1 protein-coding gene is annotated in these 808 nt (G+C 67.7%); it reads left to right on the top strand.

Annotated features, from left to right (window positions below; translation table 11 throughout):
* Positions 1-173: 173 nt before the first annotated feature.
* Positions 174-808 (top strand): DUF3732 domain-containing protein (locus CA983_RS44410; protein WP_208637196.1); only part of this gene is annotated, 635 nt, incomplete at its 3' end.

Here is an 808-nt window from a genome sequence, read left to right as displayed (position 1 = left end):
TCCTTGTACGGCAGGAAGCCGCAGAAGACAGCTACACCCAGGTCGTGCAGCGCGGCATCTCGCGCCTTCACGCCGTCGACCTGCTCCCGGCCGGCACCAGCCCGCGCGCAGAGGACACAGCGTGCCCGCTGTGCGGATCGCACCTGCCGCAGCCCGACCACGCGGTCGAAGACATGAATCAGACCCTCAACGATCTCCGCGGCCAGCTCACCTCCGTGCACACCGTGCGGCCCCGGCGCGAGCAGACGCTGCGGGAACTCACCGACCAGGCCGACACCGCCCGCGAGGAGCTCCGCGGAGTCGAAGGAGCTCTCAACTCACTGGCCGAACTGGAAGCCAGGCGGAACCGCTTCCGCGCTCAGGCCGAGGAGCAGGCCTTCCTGCGCGGCCGGATCGACGCCCAACTCAGCCAGCTCCCGGACACCGGAGACACCTACGAAGGCAGCCTCCTGCAGTTGCGAGCAGCCGCAGCGTTCGCCCAGGCCCAAGTCGACGACCTCGAAGCCGAACTCGACACCGACGCCATGCAGGACCGGCTCGATCACGCGCTGAACTACATCAGCACCGACATGACCGCCTACGCCCAGGCACTCAATCTCGAGCACAGCAAACGCAGCATCCGCCTCGACGTACGGAAACTGACGGTCCTCGCCGACTCCGATGAAGGCATCGTCCCTCTGCTGCGCATCGGCAGCGGCGAGAACTGGGTCGGCTATCACCTCGTCGCGCACCTGGCCCTGCACCGCTACTTCACCCTCCACCAGCGGCCCGTGCCCCGCATGCTGCTGCTGGACCAGGTCACTCAGCC

Origin of the sequence: Streptomyces swartbergensis (assembly GCF_002148965.1) — a bacterium.
GTDB lineage: Bacteria > Actinomycetota > Actinomycetes > Streptomycetales > Streptomycetaceae > Streptomyces > Streptomyces swartbergensis.
This window is presented reverse-complemented; position numbering and strand designations above follow the sequence as displayed.